Genomic DNA, 402 nt, shown 5'->3' on the forward strand with positions numbered 1-402 from the left:
GGCTGGAGGCGCATCTGGGCGTACGGCTGCTGAACCGCAGCACGCGCCAGCTGGCGCTCAGCGAAGCCGGGGCGCTGTACCTGGCGCAGGTGCGCCACATCGAGGCCGACCTGGCGCGCGCGCAGGCGATGGTCACCTCCGGCGACATCGAACCGGCCGGGCCGCTGCGCATCGCCAGCAGCAGTGCGTTCGGCCGCCATGTGCTGGCGCCGTTGCTGCCTTCGCTGCAGCAGCGCTACCCGCAACTGCAGCTGGAGCTGCGCCTGACCGACCGCGCCGTGCAGCATGGCCCGGAAGCGGTGGATGCCAGCATCCGCATCGGGGCGCAGCTGGAGGACGGGGTGGTCGCGCGGCAGCTGGCGCGTGTTCCGTTCGTATTCTGCGCCTCGCCGGCCTACCTGA

The 402-nt window shown here is 72.1% G+C and carries 1 protein-coding gene; it reads left to right on the forward strand.

Annotated features, from left to right (window positions below; all coding sequences use genetic code 11):
- Nucleotides 1-402 (forward strand): LysR substrate-binding domain-containing protein (locus tag EN846_RS33720; protein WP_245518765.1); only part of this gene is annotated, 402 nt, incomplete at both ends.

The organism is Mesorhizobium sp. M4B.F.Ca.ET.203.01.1.1 (assembly GCF_004791025.1).
GTDB lineage: Bacteria > Pseudomonadota > Alphaproteobacteria > Rhizobiales > Rhizobiaceae > Mesorhizobium > Mesorhizobium abyssinicae.